Source organism: Pseudomonas sp. HR1 (assembly GCF_030175875.1).
Taxonomy (GTDB): domain Bacteria; phylum Pseudomonadota; class Gammaproteobacteria; order Pseudomonadales; family Pseudomonadaceae; genus Chryseomonas; species Chryseomonas oryzihabitans.
Genome location: NZ_JASNRF010000002.1, coordinates 603,781 through 617,247, shown reverse-complemented (window position 1 = coordinate 617,247; position 13,467 = coordinate 603,781). Strand labels below are relative to the sequence as shown.

Here is a 13,467-nt window from a genome sequence, read left to right as displayed (position 1 = left end):
CCCGGCGGATGACATCTCTCCCACCCGCCGTGCTGCAGGAGGTGCAGCTCGCCGCCCTGGCGGCGCGCGACCTGCGCCTGGCGGTGCTGCGCCTGGATCAGCGCCCGGCCGCGCATAACGGCAACAAGGGCTACAAGCTGCGGCCCTGGCGCGAACGCCTGGCCCGGGGCGAGGGCCGTGGGCTCATTAGTCTCGGCGGTGCCCACTCCAATCATCTGCATGCGCTGGCCGCCCTGGGCCGGGCGGAAGGCTTCATTACCGTCGGCCTCCTGCGCGGCGAACCCTGCCTGACGCCCACCGTCCAGGATCTGCAGGCCCAGGGCATGACCCTGCACTGGCTCGGCTATGGCGGCTATCGCCGTCGCCATGACGCCGACTTCTGGCAGCCCTGGCAAGCGCGCTATCCCGGGTTGCTGCCCATTCCCGAAGGCGGCTGCGACGAGCAGGCCGCCGCGGCCTGCGCGGCCATCGTCACGGAGTTGCGCCAGGGCCTCGCCGCCCTGGATTGGCCCGATTGCCAGCAAGTCTGGCTGGCCGCTGGCACCGGCACCACCCTGGCCGGGGTGATCCGCGCCGCCGATCCCGCCTGGCAGGTGGTGGGCGGCCTGGCGGTGCCGCCCGGGCACGGCGTCGAAGCCAACCTCGACCGGTTGCTGGCCCAGCACATGGCCCCGAACTGGCACCTGCTGGACGCCAGCCGCGGTGGCTTCGGCCGCCTCGATGCCGAACTGGCCCGGGCCATGGCGGAGTTCGAGGCGCAGACCGGGATCGCCCTGGAGCCGCTCTATACCGGCAAGCTCTGGCTGGCCCTGCGCCAGGCAATCGAGGGCGGCGCGCTGGCTCCGGGCAGTCGCCTGGTGCTGATCCACAGCGGGGGCCTCCAGGGCCGCCGCGCGCTGGAGCCTCAGCTGGCGAAGTGGGTCGGCGGCTGAAGCGGCCAACCCCCAGGCACCAGGAACAGCCGGGCATCCTCGTCGCCGCGTGCATCGCGCCGCACCAGCAATTGCGGCCAGATCGGCTCGCCGTCCGGCAGCGGCAGGCAGGGCGTGTCGGCCACTGCGGGTGCCAGCCAGTGGCCCTTGGGCAGCACCTCCCAGGGACCCTCCGGCAGTTGCCCGCGCGCGCACCACAGCTGGGGTTGTCGGGATGGCAGGGCGTCCGCCGGCCAGGGCAGGGGGCGATCGAGCGGCTGGAACAGATAGCCGCCCAACCACAGCGCCGCCCGCGGCGGGGCGATGTCCAGCGCCGCCAGGCTGGCCCGGGCCAGGGGCGTGGCCGACAGCGGCAACTGGCGCTGGCGCAGATGGGCGAGCTTGCGCGCCAGCTGGTCTTCGCCGCCGGGGCCCAGCCAGCGGGGCGCGTCCGCCGGGCCTTCGCCCAGGTAGAACTTCACCGCCAGTTCCAGGTGATGGACCCCCTCAGCGTCTTCCACCAGCAGGTCCAGTTCACCCAGGGTACGGTCACCGTCGCGCAGGGGCAGGTTGGCCGCGCGCAACCTCAGCCCCGGCGCGCGCTCCAGGGCGAATTGCCAGAGTCTTTCGTACTGGCGCCCCAGGCGGCGGTCGCTGCCCTGGGCCAGCCAGGTCGCCAGGGCCGCGGGGGCCGCGTCCTGTTGCCGCAGCCAGTCGGCCAGACGTTCGGGGTGGGTCGCCCAGTCGCTGGCGGCCAGCGGATGACGGGTGTCGGCGGCCTCCAGCAAGGGCGGCGCGACCAGAGTCCAGGCGAGATCGCGCACCTGGGGCTGGCTCAGGCGGCGGGGCAGGGCGTGCAGCTCGGCGAAGGGCGTCATGGTGCCAGCATAGGCCAAGCCGGGCCGCTGCGGATCACCGGCGGCGACCCGTGGTCGGATGAGGGCGGTTTGCCGCTGCCACGGCCTTTCGCCCATACTTTCCGCACTTTCCAGCCAACGGGGCCGCCGGCGCGTCATGGACTCCTTTCGTAACATCGGCATCATCGGTCGACTCGGCAGCACCCAGGTGCTGGACACCATCCGCCGGCTCAAGACCTTTCTGCTGCAACGCGGGCGCAACGTCATCCTGGAAAACACCATCGCCGAAGTCTTGCCCGGACACGGCCTGCAGACGGTGTCGCGCAAGCTCATGGGCGAGATCTGCGACCTGGTGATCGTGGTCGGTGGCGACGGCAGCCTGCTCGGCGCCGCCCGCGCCCTGGTGCGCCCGCGGGTGCCGGTGCTGGGGATCAACCGCGGCAAGCTGGGCTTTCTCACCGACATCCGCCCCGACGAGCTGGAGACCAAGGTCGCCGAGGTGCTCGACGGCCAGTACCTGATGGAGACGCGTTTCCTGCTGGACGCCTTCGTCGAGCGCGGCGGCGAGATGATCGGCCAGGGCGATGCCCTCAACGACGTGGTGCTGCACCCGGGCAAGTCCACCCGGATGATCGAGTTCGAGTTGTACATCGACGGCCAGTTCGTCTGCAGCCAGCGCGCCGACGGCCTGATCGTCGCCACCCCCACCGGTTCCACCGCCTACTCGCTGTCGGCGGGCGGTCCCATCATGCATCCCAAGCTGGATGCCATGGTGGTGGTGCCCATGTATCCCCACACCCTGTCCAGCCGGCCCATCGTGGTCTCCGGCGACAGCACCCTGTCGATCCTGGTGTCGCCGAACATGACGATCTATCCGCAGGTCTCATGTGATGGCCAGAATCATTTCACCTGCGCACCCGGCGATACCGTGACCATTCAGAAGAAGCCCCACAAGCTCAGGCTGATCCATCCCCTGGATCACAACTACTACGAGATCTGCCGGACCAAGCTCGGCTGGGGCAGTCGCCTGGGAGACGATTGATGCCCCGCGGCTACGATCTGATCGGCGACATCCACGGCTGCGCCCATACCCTGGACCTGCTGCTGGAGCGCCTCGACTATCAACAGGTGGACGGCGTCTGGCAGCATCCCGAACGCCAGGCGATCTTTCTCGGTGACCTGGTCGATCGCGGCCCGCGCATCCGCGGCGCCCTGCGTCGGGTGCGCGCCATGGTCGAGGGTGGCCATGCCCACTGCATCCTTGGCAATCACGAACTCAATGCCCTGGCCTGGCACACCCCGGCGCTCCCCGGCACCGGCCAGACCTGGGTGCGCGAACACACCCCCCGTCATCGCCAACTGATCCAGGAGACCCTGGCCGCCTTCGCCGATCATCCCGGCGAGTGGCAGGACCACCTGGACTGGCTCTACACCCTGCCGCTGTGCAAGGACTTCGGTCACTTCCGCATCGTGCATGCCTGCTGGGATCAGCGGCTGATCGACGAACTCCTCAACCACTATCCGGACGCCTGCATCGACGAGGACTTCGTCCGCCAGTCCATCGTCGGTGGCAGCCTCGCCAGCCGGGTCGGCTCGCGCCTGCTCAACGGCGTCTCGCTGCCCTTGCCCCACGGCCTGCGCCTCACCGGCAGCGACGGCTACGTGCGGGCGCGCTTTCGCACCAAGTTCTGGGAGAGCGATCCCCAGACCTATGGCGACGTGGTCTTCCAGCCGGATGCGCTGCCGGCGGAAATCGCCTGCGAACCCCTGAGCGACGAGGAAAAGGCCGGGCTGCTCTGCTATGGCGAAGAGGAGCCGATGCTGTTCGTCGGTCACTACTGGCGCGATGGCCATCCCGAACCTCTGCGGCCCAACCTGGCCTGCCTGGACTACAGCGCGGTCAAGTACGGCAAGCTGGTGGCCTACCGCCTCGACGACGAACGCCAGATCGATCCGGCCAAGTTCGTCTGGATCGACGTCCAGCGCGAGGAGGGGCGATGAACCAGCCGCAACCCGTGCTGCGCGTGCCCCTGGGTCGCGACCTGCTGGGCTTCACCCGCCTGCTGCGGCGCCTGCAGATCCGCCACCGGGTGGTGGAAGAGGGCGACAGCCAGGTGCTCTGGGTGCTGGACCCGGCACGGGTCGAAGAGACCCGCAGCCTCTATGAGCGCTATCCCGATGGCGATCCGCGTGGCGAGGTCCAGACCGCCCGCGGCCCCCGCGGCTTCGGCCTGCTGGCGCAACTCAAGGCCAGTCCGGTCAGCGCCGTCTTTCTCGCCATCACCCTGCTGCTGGGCCTGGCCACCGAACTGGGCGACAACCTGGCGCTGATCCACTACCTGACGCTGCAGGAATTCCGCCTGATCGACGCCGAGCACATCGCCTTCCTCGATCTCGACGCCAGCCTGGCCCGTGGCGAATGGTGGCGGCTGGTCACTCCGATCTTCCTGCACTTCGGTCTGCTGCACCTGGCGATGAACGCCCTCTGGTACTGGGAGCTGGGTCGGCGTATCGAATTCCGCCAGGGCGGCCTGATGCTGCTGCTCCTGACCCTGGTGTTCGCCGCCGGCTCCAACCTGGTGCAGTACGCCTGGACCGGCCCGGCCCTGTTCGGCGGCCTGTCCGGGGTGCTCTATGGCCTGCTCGGCCACTGCTGGCTGTTCCAGTGGCTGGCGCCCAATCCGGCCTATCGCATGCCGCGCGGCGTGGTGGCCATGATGCTGATCTGGCTGGTGATCTGCCTGACCGGCGTCTTCGACCTGCTCGGCTTCGGCTCCATCGCCAATGGCGCCCATGTCGGCGGCCTGGTGCTGGGTTGCCTTACCGGCCTGCTGGGCGGTGGCCTGGCACGCCTGCGGCAGCGCTAGCTAGCGCCGCCGCTTGAGCTCGGGCGAGAGGCTCAGGGCATTGCGATAGCGCCAGCGCCGCTGGCTGCGGCGGCGCAACCAGAGCCCGACCAGCAACAGCAGCGCGCCGCCACCCAGGAAGCCCTGGGCGGTCTCGCGGGCCAGGGACAGATAGGGCGCCAACTGCGGCAGCTGCAGCAGCGCGGCACCGCCCGCCAGCAGCGCGGCCAAACCCGTCAGCACCGAGAGGGTGCCGAGGCCGGCGGCGAGGGAGGTTAGAAAGGGCCGCCGCAGGCGCAGCGGCGGCGGATCGAAACGGTCTTGCTCGGGCAACTGCATACTCATACCCCAGGCGCTGTAAGGCCGCCGAGGTTATACGCCTCGGCGGTCCTTGGCGAGCCTGAGAGGCGCGGGCTAGCGCAGCAGCTGTCGGGCCCCCTGCTTGAGCATGTCCCAGCGATTCGGATCACCACTGGCGATGGCGCCGAGGAAGGCCCGCGCCTGCTCGAAGCTGATGTGCGGCGGCAACGGCGGCACGCTGGGGTCGGTGACGAACTCCAGCATCACCGGGCGATCCGCTTCGAAGGCCTGCTGCCAGGCATCGGCCACCTCGTCCGGACGATGGATGCGCAGGCCCTTGAAGCCGAGCAATTCGCCATAGCGGGCATAGGGGAAGTCCAGAACGTCCTGGGCCGGGGCGAACTTGGGATCACCGGCCAGGGCGCGTTGCTCCCAGGTCACCTGGTTGAGATCGCCGTTGTTGAGCACCATGACAATGAAGGTCGGATTGCTGAATCTCTTCCAGTACTGCTGCAGGGTGACCAGTTCGGCATTGCCGTTCATCTGCATGGCGCCGTCGCCCACCAGGGCGATCACCGGACGATCCGGATGGGCGAACTTGGCGGCGATGGCATAGGGAATGCCACAGCCCATGGTCGCCAGCTTGCCCGACAGCGACCCCAGCATCTGCCCGCTCATGCGGATGTCGCGGGCATACCAGTTGGTGTGGGAGCCGCTGTCGCCGCAGAGGATAGCGTCGCGCGGCAACTGGCTGGAGAGTTCATGGAACACCCGTTGCGGATTGATCGGATCGGCGGGCGCCAAAGCGCGCTGCTCGATGGAATGCCAGGAGTCGGCCACGCTCTTCTCGATGCGCGCGCGCCATTTGTCGTGGGGCTTGCTCTGCAGCAGCGGCAGCAGGCGCCTCAGGGTCTCGGCGGCATCGCCCAGCAGCGGCTGCTCGATGGGATACCTCATGCTGATGTTGCGCGCATGCAGGTCGATCTGCACCGCCCGCGCCTGGCCTTCCTTGGGCAGGAATTCGGTATAGGGAAAGGTCGAGCCGACGATCAGCAGGGTGTCGCATTCCTTCATCAGCAGATCGCTGGCCTCGGTGCCGAGCAGGCCGATGGAGCCGGTGACATAGGGCAGTTCGTCGGAGACCACGCCCTTGCCCAGCAGCGCCTTGGCCACCCCGGCGCTGAGCTTCTCGGCCACCGCCATCACCTCGCTGCGCGCCTGCAGGGCACCGGCGCCCACCAGCAGGGCCACCTTCTTGCCGGCATTGAGGATGTCGGCGGCGGCCTGCAGGTCGTCTTCCTGGGCATAGGGCCGTGGCGGGATGGCACCGGCCCCGGAAAGGACATTGGCGTGCTGGTGCGGCGGGCTTTCCACCGCCGGCAATTGCTGGATGTCGTTGGGAATGATCACCGTGGCCACCTGGCGCTCGGCGATGGCCACGCGAAAGGCGCGGTCGATGACATGGCGCAGTTGCGCCGGATGCACCACCGTCTCCACGTAGGCGGACACGTCCTTGAACAGGGTGTGCAGGTCGACTTCCTGCTGGTAGTCGCTGCCGAGCGAGGAGGCGGCCTGCTGGCCGACCAGGGCGACCACCGGCATATGGTCCATCTTGGCATCGTACAGGCCGTTGAGCAGGTGGATGGCCCCGGGCCCGGAAGTGGCCAGGCAGACGCCCACCTCGCCGGTGAACTTGGCATGGGCGCAGGCCATGAAGGCGGCCATCTCCTCGTGGCGCACCCGGACATAGTCGAACTGCTCGGCCACCCGCCCCAGGGCACCCATGATGCCGTTGATGCCATCGCCGGGATAACCGAAGACGCGCTCGACGTTCCACTGCCCGAGGCGCTCCCAGAGATGGTCGGCTACGGTCTTGCTCATGACGTTCTCCTAACTGGACCTTTAGGGTTAGGAAGAAGGGGTCCGGCGTTAAGTTCCTGCAGCCGGACCGGGCGCGGGTTAGAATGCGCGGCTGATCATCCGGAGCCTTTCATGAGCGAATCCCGCCTGCGCACCTTGCGCGACCACATCCGCTGGGCCGTCAGCCGCTTCCATGCCGAAGAGCTGTTCTTCGGCCATGGCCACGACAACGCCTGGGACGAGGCCCGCGCCCTGGTGCTGGGCGCCGTGCACCTGCCCTGGGACACCGCCGACCGCTACCTGGACTGCGCCCTGGAAGACGACGAGCGCTACGAACTCGGGGTGCTCTTGCACAGGCGCATCCAGGAGCGCGTGCCGACCGCCTATCTGCTCGGCGAAGCTTGGTTCTGCGGCCTGCCTTTCACCGTCGACGAGCGGGTGCTGGTGCCGCGTTCGCCCATCGGCGAGCTGATCGAAGCGCGATTCGCCCCCTGGCTGCCGGCCACGCCAGCGCGCATCCTCGATCTCTGCACCGGCTCGGGCTGCATCGGCATCGCCTGCGCCTATGCCTTCCCCGAGGCCGAGGTGGCCCTCGGCGATCTGTCCTACGACGCCCTGGAAGTGGCCTGGCAGAACATCGAGCGCCACGGCCTGGAGGAGCGCGTCTATACCGTCCAGGGCGACGGCTTCGCCGGCCTGCCGGGGCAGCGCTTCGACCTGATCGTCAGCAATCCGCCCTACGTGGATGCCGAGGACTTCGCCGACATGCCGGCCGAGTACCAGCACGAACCGGCCCTGGGCCTGGCCTGTGGTGACGACGGCCTGGATCTGGTGCGACGGATGCTGGCCGAAGCGGCCGATCACCTCACCGAGCAGGGCATCCTGGTCGTGGAGGTGGGCAACAGCCAGGTCCACGTCGAGGCGCTCTATCCGGAAGTCGATTTCACCTGGCTCGAATTCGAGCGCGGCGGCCATGGCGTCTTCCTGCTCGCCGCCGCCCAGTGCCGCGAGCACCAGGCGCTGTTCCGCAGCCGTCTGGTCCCCTGATCACCTGCGGTCGCCGGTGGCGGCCGCCTTTCTTTACCGAGGTCTACCCCGTGTTTACCGAACTCGCTCTGCACGAGCGCCTGCTCAAGGCCCTCGACACCCTGGGCTTCAAGACGCCCACCCCGGTCCAGGCCGCTGCCGTAGGTCCGGCCCTGGAGGGCCATGACCTGCGCGTCACCGCCCGTACCGGCAGCGGCAAGACCGCGGCCTTCCTGCTGCCGCTGCTGGATCGACTGCTCAAGGATCCCAAGCCGCGTTCCGGTGCCCGCGCCCTGATCCTGCTGCCGACCCGCGAGCTGGCCCAGCAGACCGCCAAGGAAATCGAACGCTTCGGCCAGTTCACCTTTCTCAAGGCCGGCCTGGTGATCGGCGGCGAGGACTTCCGCGTCCAGGCCGCCGGCCTGCGCAAGAATCCCGAGATCCTGGTGGCCACCCCCGGTCGCCTGCTGGAGCAGCGCAACGCCGGCAACGTGGATCTCAGGGACATCGAGATGCTGGTGCTGGACGAAGCCGACCGCATGCTCGACATGGGCTTCTCCGAGGACGTGCTGCAGATCGCCGCCAGCTGCGAGCGCGAAGGCCGCCAGACCCTGCTGTTCTCCGCGACCAGCGGGGGCAACAGCCTGCGTCAGGTGGTCGAGCAGGTCCTGCGCGAGCCGCAGAATCTCATGCTGGACCGCACCGGCGAGCTCAACGAAGCCGTGGTGCAGCAGGTGATCCTGGCCGACGAGCCGCCGCACAAGGAGCGCCTGCTGCAGTGGCTGCTGGCCAACGAGACCTATCGCAAGGCCATCGTTTTCACCAACACCAAGGTGCAGGCCGATCGCCTGACCGGCCGCCTGGTGGCCGAGGGCCTCAAGGTCTTCGTGCTGCACGGCGACAAGGACACCAAGGACCGCAAGCTGGCCGTGGAGCGGCTGCAGAGCGGCGCGGTCAAGGTGCTGATCGCCACCGACGTGGCCGCCCGCGGCCTGGACGTCGACGGCCTGGACCTGGTGATCAACTACGACCTGCCGCGCAGTGGCGACGAATACGTCCACCGTATCGGCCGCACCGGGCGCGCCGGCGAGGCCGGTCTGGCGATTTCCTTCGTCACCCATGGCGACTGGAATCTGATGTCTAGCATCGAGCGCTATCTCAAGCTGAGATTCGAGCGTCGTCACCTGCCGGGTCTCAAGGCCAGCTACAGCGGTCCGAAAAAGCTCAAGGCCTCGGGCAAGGCCGCGGGTGTGAAGAAGAAAAAGACCGAGGGCAAGAAGGACGGCAAGGCCAAGAGCAAGGCCAAACCCAAGTCCGAACGCCGTCCCGGCGCCCTGGTGCCAACGTCGGCCGACGGCTTCGCGCCGCCGCGCAAGCGCACCCAGGAGTGATCTTGCGGCGGGCCTGAGGCGCCAACCCGCGGCTAGACCGCGGGGCAGGGCGCCTCAGTGCTTGGCGGCGTTGTCGAACAGCTGGAAGACCGGCGCACGCCGCGTAGGGCGTCGTTGCAGATCCGGTTGCTGGATCAGCAACCAGGCCTGCAATTCCGGTTCGGGCATGGGCTTGCCGATCCAGAAGCCCTGGCCTTCGTCGCAGCCCATGGCCAGCAGGCTGGCCAGGGCCTCGGCGGTCTCGATACCCTCGGCGGTGATGCGAAAGCCCAGTTGATGGGACAGTTCGATCAGCGAGCTGACGATCAGCCGGTCCTTGGTGCGGTGGGTCAGTTCGCGGACGAAGCTGCGGTCGATCTTGATGGTGTCGGCCGGCAACTCACGCAGGTGCGAGAGGTTGTTGTAGCCGGTCCCGAAGTCGTCGATGGCGATGCCGATGCCCAGCTCGCGCAGGGCGGCCAGCTGCCGATGGATCAGCGCCACGTCACCCAGCAGGGCATTCTCGGTGACCTCCAGCTCCAGGCGCCGGGGGTCGACCGGATAGCGCTGCAGCAGGTCGGTGGTGTGCTCGGTGAAGTCCGGATCGTTCAGGTCATGGGCGGAGATGTTGATCGCCACCCCCAGGCCCCGGCCCTCGCGTTGCCAGGCATAGGCCTGGCTGATGGCCTGCTGCATGACCCAGCGACTCAGCGCGGTGATCAGCGCGGTCTTTTCCGCCAGCGGAATGAATTCCGCCGGACTGACCGGGCCAAGGTGCGGATGCTGCCAGCGCAACAGCGCCTCGACGCTGTGGCAGCGACCGGTGGCCAGATCGATGCGCGGCTGATAGACCAGGCTCAACTGGTCCTCGGCGCGCAGTGCCTGGGGCAGGGCGCTGAGCAGGGCGAAGGCGCGGCGGTAGGCGGCGTCATGCTGCGGATCGAAATACCGGCAGCCGCGCATTTCGGCGCGGGCATCGTCGGCTGTGGCGATCAGGGCACGCAGCCAGTCGGTGGGATGGTCGTCGGTCAGGGACATCACCCCCAGGCCCAGCCGGGTCTGGATGGGAATGCCATTGTAGTCGAGCACCCCGGTCAATTCCTGCTGCAGGCGCTCGAGCAGCGCCCGCTGCGCGGCCTCGTCGGCGTCGTGCAGCAGAAAGCCGAAGCGGGCCGGTCCGAGGCGATACAGCGGTTGTTCAGCCGGTAGCAGGCGGCGCAGGTGCTGCTTGATGGCCCGTTGCAGGCCATCGAAATGCGCCTGGCCCATGGCCTTGATGAAGTCGTTGAGATAGCTCTGGGCGAACAGATCGGCCGCCACCGCCACCACCGAGGTACCGGCCCGGGCCAGGGCTTCGGCATCCTCGCTGAAGCGCTGACCGTTGGGCAGCTGGGTGACCGGATCCCAGAAGGCTTCGGTGCGCAGCAATTCGATGTGCTGGCTGGCAAGGGCCGCTAGTTGCTGCAGCGCCACCAGCCGATCCTGGGGTAGGGCGGCGCGGGGAGCGGCATCGAACAGGCAGAGACTGCCGAGCATCAGCCCTTCGGCGGTGCGCAGCGGCGCGCCCAGGTAATAGCGGATGTTCGGTGCACCCCTCACCACCTGGAGGTCGGCGAAGCGGGCATCGTTGCGGGCGTCTTCCACCTGCAGCGGCAAATTGGTTTCCTGCAGGTGCTGGCAGAACGACTGGCCGCGCGGCACGGTGAAAGGCGCGCAGCCTACGGTGGCTCGACAATGGACCTGCTGGCCGTCAAGAAAGCAGATCATTGCATAGGGGACATCGAACAACCGGGCGCAGAGATCGGTGAGATCCTGGAAGGCACGGTCGGCAGGGCGATCGATCAGGGCAAGATCGCGCAGCAGTGCAAGACGCTGGCGTTCGTTGGCCGCAGTGAGTGGAGCGGGCTCCATAGCAACATCTCGGTGCGCTGTAGTAGCAGATTGCTACTTAGAGCGTGATGGGGTCGAGAGTTCCCTCACTACCCGCCTCACAGTCTACCGGTTGTCATTTATCTGTCGAAAGGATCAGGCCGCGAAGTAGAAAACGGCGAACAGCCCCTCGGGGTCGGTCCACACCCGCACCTGTCTGAAACCGGCGTCTTCGGCCAGCGCACGAAAGCTCGTCAGGCTGTACTTGTAGGAATTCTCGGTATGCAGCCGCTCGCCTTCGCGGAAGGTGAAGCGGCGGCCTTCGAGACGTACCGTCTGATCGCGGGTACTGACCAGGTGCATCTCGATGCGCGCCTGTTCTTCGTTGAAGAAGGCCAGGTGGCGGAAGCGCTGCGGATCCAGATCGGTGTCCAGCTCGCGGCGGATGCGTTCGAGCAGGTTGAGATTGAAGTCGGCGGTCACTCCCGCGGCATCGTTGTAGGCCGCATCCAGCCGCGCCCTGTCCTTGATCAGGTCCACGCCGATCAGCAGGCCACCGGTCGTCGGCAGCATCCGGTGCAGATTGCGCAGGAAAACGCCGGCTTCTTCCGGGGTGAAGTTGCCGATGCTCGAACCGGGAAAGAAGGCGATGGGGCGCAGGCCGTCGAGACTGTCGGGCAGGGTCATGGGGCGGCTGAAGTCGGCGCAGGCGGCGCTGACGTCCAGCCAGGGATAGTCGGCCGCCAGACGCTGGGTGCTGCTGAGCAGGAATTCCCGGGAGATGTCGATGCCCAGGTAGCCGGCCGGGTGCATGGCTTCCAGCAGCAGGCGCACCTTGCGACTGGCGCCGCTGCCCAGTTCGACCAGGGCGGCGTCGCGCCCCGCCAGGCGGGCGATCTCACCGGCCGCCGCGGCCAGGATGCCCTCTTCGGTGCGGGTGGGGTAGTACTCGGGCTGCCGGGTGATGGCCTCGAACAGCTCCGAACCGCGCTGATCGTAAAAGTACTTGGGCGACAGCGCCTTGGGGGTCTGGGCGAAGCCCTGGAGCACATCGTCCCGCAGCGAGCTGTCGGCGACGGTCACCGGTTGCTGATCGAAGAAGCGCACGGCTAGGGCCATGGGTCAGACCTCTCTGGCCAGGCGCAGGCCCGAGAACTGCCAGCGCATGGTGGGATAGAAGAAGTTGCGGTAGGTGGCACGCACATGGTCCTGGGGCGTGGCGCAGCAGCCCCCGCGCAGGACCATCTGGCCGGACATGAACTTGCCGTTGTATTCGCCCAGGCTGCCCGGCAGTGGCTTGAAGCCGGGGTAGGGGCGGAAGGCGCTGCCGGTCCACTCCCAGACGTCGCCGAACAGCTGGCGCATGCCCTGGTCCGCATTGGCGACCGGTTGCAGGTGATCCTGGTCGACAAAGTTGCCCTGGATCGGCTGGCGCGCCGCCACGGTTTCCCATTCCGCCTCGGTGGGCAGCCGGGCACCGGCCCAGCTGGCGTAGGCATCGGCTTCATAGAAGCTCAGGTGGCAGACTGGTGCGGTTGGATCCACCGGGGTCAGGCCGCCCAGGGTGAAGTGGTGCCAGACGCCATCGAGCTTCTGCCAGTACAGCGGCGCCTGCCAGCCAAGGGTGCGGATGGCCGCGGCGCCGTCGGACAGCCAGAGATCGCTGCGGCCGTAGCCGTTGTCTTCGATGAAGGCCAGGTATTCGCCATTGGTGATCAGCCGATCGGCCAGCTGGAAGTCGTCCACGAATTGCCGATGCACCGGCGTCTCGCAATCGAAGGCGAAGCCGTCGCCGCCATGGCCGACATGCCGGACGCCGCCCGGATGGGCTTCCCAACCCAGGGGCGCGACCGCGGCCTTGGGGCCCTTGGCCAGGTCGGCGCGATAGACCGGATGCAGGGGGTTCTGCGCCAGGATGTGCTTGATGTCCATGAGCAGCAATTCCTGGTGCTGCTGCTCGTGGTGCAGGCCGAGTTCCAGGCGCCGGGCGATCTCGGCGGCATGTTCGGCCGGCGGCGCGCTGAGCAGCTCGGCCATGGCCGTGTCCACCGCCGCGCGAAAGCGATAGACGTCGTCCACGCCCGGCCGCGACAGGTGCCCGCGGGCCGCCCGCGGAAAGGGCTTGCCGTGGGTCTCGTAATAGGAGTTGAACAGGTAGTCGTAGGCCGGATTGGGCGTCTGGTAACCCTTGAGGAAGGGCTTGAGGATAAAGGCCTCGAAGAACCAGGTGACGTGGGCCAGGTGCCATTTCGGCGGACTGACGTCGGCCATGCTCTGGATGACGTAATCCTCGACGGTGAGCGGGGCGCAGAGCGCCTCGCTGGCCCTGCGCACACGCTGGAAGCGCTCGAGCAGGGTGGTGGCGGTGTCACTCGCTGCGGGCAGCTCGCGGGCGAGAGGATTCATGGCGTTCTCCCTGGTCGGCCTT

The 13,467-nt window shown here is 67.9% G+C and carries 12 protein-coding genes; 6 read left to right on the top strand and 6 right to left on the bottom strand.

Going from position 1 to position 13,467, the window contains the following annotated elements; genetic code table 11:
* The first annotated feature begins 8 nt into the window (after nt 1-8).
* Nucleotides 9-932: a 1-aminocyclopropane-1-carboxylate deaminase/D-cysteine desulfhydrase gene (locus QKY98_RS10150; protein WP_284670804.1), complete on the top strand. Its 924-nt coding sequence runs from the start codon at nt 9-11 to the stop codon at nt 930-932.
* Here QKY98_RS10150 and QKY98_RS10145 read toward each other — a convergent pair.
* Nucleotides 905-1,885, bottom strand: a complete 981-nt coding sequence (locus QKY98_RS10145; RefSeq protein WP_108581071.1) for a DUF1853 family protein — start codon at nt 1,883-1,885, stop codon at nt 905-907. The genes QKY98_RS10150 and QKY98_RS10145 overlap by 28 nt on opposite strands.
* Nucleotides 1,886-1,925: 40 nt before the next feature.
* Between QKY98_RS10145 and QKY98_RS10140 the strand changes: the two genes are divergently transcribed.
* Genes QKY98_RS10140 through QKY98_RS10130 form a run of 3 tightly spaced genes read left to right on the top strand, consistent with a single transcriptional unit; the run spans nt 1,926 to nt 4,635 of the window.
* Entirely contained in the window at nt 1,926-2,810 is an 885-nt protein-coding gene (locus tag QKY98_RS10140) for an NAD(+) kinase (RefSeq protein ID WP_284670802.1), read from the top strand.
* Nucleotides 2,810-3,769, top strand: coding sequence for a metallophosphoesterase (locus QKY98_RS10135; RefSeq protein ID WP_284670801.1), 960 nt, complete (start codon nt 2,810-2,812; stop codon nt 3,767-3,769). Before QKY98_RS10140 ends, QKY98_RS10135 begins: the two co-directional genes overlap by 1 nt.
* Entirely contained in the window at nt 3,766-4,635 is an 870-nt protein-coding gene (locus tag QKY98_RS10130; RefSeq protein ID WP_027599822.1) for a rhomboid family intramembrane serine protease, read from the top strand. The genes QKY98_RS10135 and QKY98_RS10130 overlap by 4 nt, the downstream gene beginning before the upstream one ends.
* On the opposite strand, the gene QKY98_RS10125 is transcribed toward QKY98_RS10130, so the two are convergent.
* Nucleotides 4,636-4,953 (bottom strand): hypothetical protein, encoded by a 318-nt coding sequence (locus QKY98_RS10125; protein ID WP_256681092.1) that lies wholly within the window; start codon nt 4,951-4,953, stop codon nt 4,636-4,638.
* Between the two features lie 75 nt (nt 4,954-5,028).
* Nucleotides 5,029-6,795, bottom strand: a complete 1,767-nt coding sequence (locus QKY98_RS10120; RefSeq protein ID WP_284670800.1) for a thiamine pyrophosphate-requiring protein — start codon at nt 6,793-6,795, stop codon at nt 5,029-5,031.
* A gap of 111 nt (nt 6,796-6,906) precedes the next feature.
* Between QKY98_RS10120 and prmB the strand changes: the two genes are divergently transcribed.
* Complete coding sequence (gene prmB / locus QKY98_RS10115; RefSeq protein ID WP_284670799.1) at nt 6,907-7,821, top strand: 50S ribosomal protein L3 N(5)-glutamine methyltransferase; 915 nt, start codon at nt 6,907-6,909, stop codon at nt 7,819-7,821.
* Between the two features lie 50 nt (nt 7,822-7,871).
* Nucleotides 7,872-9,191, top strand: a complete 1,320-nt coding sequence (locus QKY98_RS10110) for a DEAD/DEAH box helicase (protein WP_044340728.1) — start codon at nt 7,872-7,874, stop codon at nt 9,189-9,191.
* A 54-nt stretch (nt 9,192-9,245) separates the two neighbouring features.
* Here QKY98_RS10110 and QKY98_RS10105 read toward each other — a convergent pair whose 3' ends face one another.
* From QKY98_RS10105 to egtB, 3 genes are all read right to left on the bottom strand, one after another.
* Nucleotides 9,246-11,081: a putative bifunctional diguanylate cyclase/phosphodiesterase gene (locus tag QKY98_RS10105; protein WP_044340727.1), complete on the bottom strand. Its 1,836-nt coding sequence runs from the start codon at nt 11,079-11,081 to the stop codon at nt 9,246-9,248.
* Nucleotides 11,082-11,195: 114 nt separating this feature from the next.
* Nucleotides 11,196-12,158: an L-histidine N(alpha)-methyltransferase gene (gene egtD, locus QKY98_RS10100; protein ID WP_284670798.1), complete on the bottom strand. Its 963-nt coding sequence runs from the start codon at nt 12,156-12,158 to the stop codon at nt 11,196-11,198.
* 3 nt (nt 12,159-12,161) lie between these two features.
* Nucleotides 12,162-13,445: an ergothioneine biosynthesis protein EgtB gene (egtB, locus tag QKY98_RS10095; RefSeq protein WP_042133447.1), complete on the bottom strand. Its 1,284-nt coding sequence runs from the start codon at nt 13,443-13,445 to the stop codon at nt 12,162-12,164.
* Nucleotides 13,446-13,467 lie beyond the last annotated feature (22 nt).

Bases quoted from the DNA above. Each gene is read 5' to 3' on its own strand.
- QKY98_RS10150 (WP_284670804.1), top strand. From the start codon at position 9: ATGACATCTCTCCCACCCGCCGTGCTGCAGGAGGTGCAGCTCGCCGCC.
- QKY98_RS10145 (WP_108581071.1), bottom strand. From the start codon at position 1,885: ATGGGCGAAAGGCCGTGGCAGCGGCAAACCGCCCTCATCCGACCACGG.
- QKY98_RS10140 (WP_284670802.1), top strand. From the start codon at position 1,926: ATGGACTCCTTTCGTAACATCGGCATCATCGGTCGACTCGGCAGCACC.
- QKY98_RS10135 (WP_284670801.1), top strand. From the start codon at position 2,810: ATGCCCCGCGGCTACGATCTGATCGGCGACATCCACGGCTGCGCCCAT.
- QKY98_RS10130 (WP_027599822.1), top strand. From the start codon at position 3,766: ATGAACCAGCCGCAACCCGTGCTGCGCGTGCCCCTGGGTCGCGACCTG.
- QKY98_RS10125 (WP_256681092.1), bottom strand. From the start codon at position 4,953: ATGCAGTTGCCCGAGCAAGACCGTTTCGATCCGCCGCCGCTGCGCCTG.
- QKY98_RS10120 (WP_284670800.1), bottom strand. From the start codon at position 6,795: ATGAGCAAGACCGTAGCCGACCATCTCTGGGAGCGCCTCGGGCAGTGG.
- prmB (WP_284670799.1), top strand. From the start codon at position 6,907: ATGAGCGAATCCCGCCTGCGCACCTTGCGCGACCACATCCGCTGGGCC.
- QKY98_RS10105 (WP_044340727.1), bottom strand. From the start codon at position 11,081: ATGGAGCCCGCTCCACTCACTGCGGCCAACGAACGCCAGCGTCTTGCA.
- egtD (WP_284670798.1), bottom strand. From the start codon at position 12,158: ATGGCCCTAGCCGTGCGCTTCTTCGATCAGCAACCGGTGACCGTCGCC.
- egtB (WP_042133447.1), bottom strand. From the start codon at position 13,445: ATGAATCCTCTCGCCCGCGAGCTGCCCGCAGCGAGTGACACCGCCACC.